We start from the raw sequence: 468 nt of genomic DNA on the forward strand, positions 1-468 counted from the left end.
ATTAACACTGGATTTTCCATGGGGAAATGGCTAAAAACTTTTTGTATGATAGGATTATTGATTATTTATCAATAACTGCTAAAAATATGTTTTTAGCTATTGGCCTATTAGCAGATCCGAATGATCTTGCAGGACTTATTGGTAACTTAAAATATATAACAAACCTAGAAGATCAAAATGATATATTTCAAGAAGCTCTTCAGGAATTAATTAAATTAAAAATAATTCTCATAGAAGATGATTTTTTCAAGGTGTATTCTCCCGAAATATATAAGTACATGGGGTATTACTACCAGTCAAAGTCTGTTGATTATGACGGAAATATTACTAACAGATATAACTCTATTGCAGATAGAAAAGATTTAGATACAGAATTGGCCCTTCTTATAGCAGCCGATGCTAGCAGGCTCGTTTCCACTGAGGCTGAGGTGGAGAATAAATATAGATATTTAATAAATAGAGATAAAA

1 protein-coding gene is annotated in these 468 nt (G+C 30.8%); it reads left to right on the forward strand.

What is annotated here, in order from left to right; genetic code table 11:
• Positions 1-26 precede the first annotated feature (26 nt).
• A partial coding sequence (locus B3P17_RS07160) for a hypothetical protein (RefSeq protein WP_291104738.1) occupies positions 27-468 on the forward strand: 442 nt, incomplete at its 3' end.

The organism is Dysgonomonas sp. UBA7630, assembly GCF_002483985.1.
Lineage (GTDB): Bacteria > Bacteroidota > Bacteroidia > Bacteroidales > Dysgonomonadaceae > Dysgonomonas.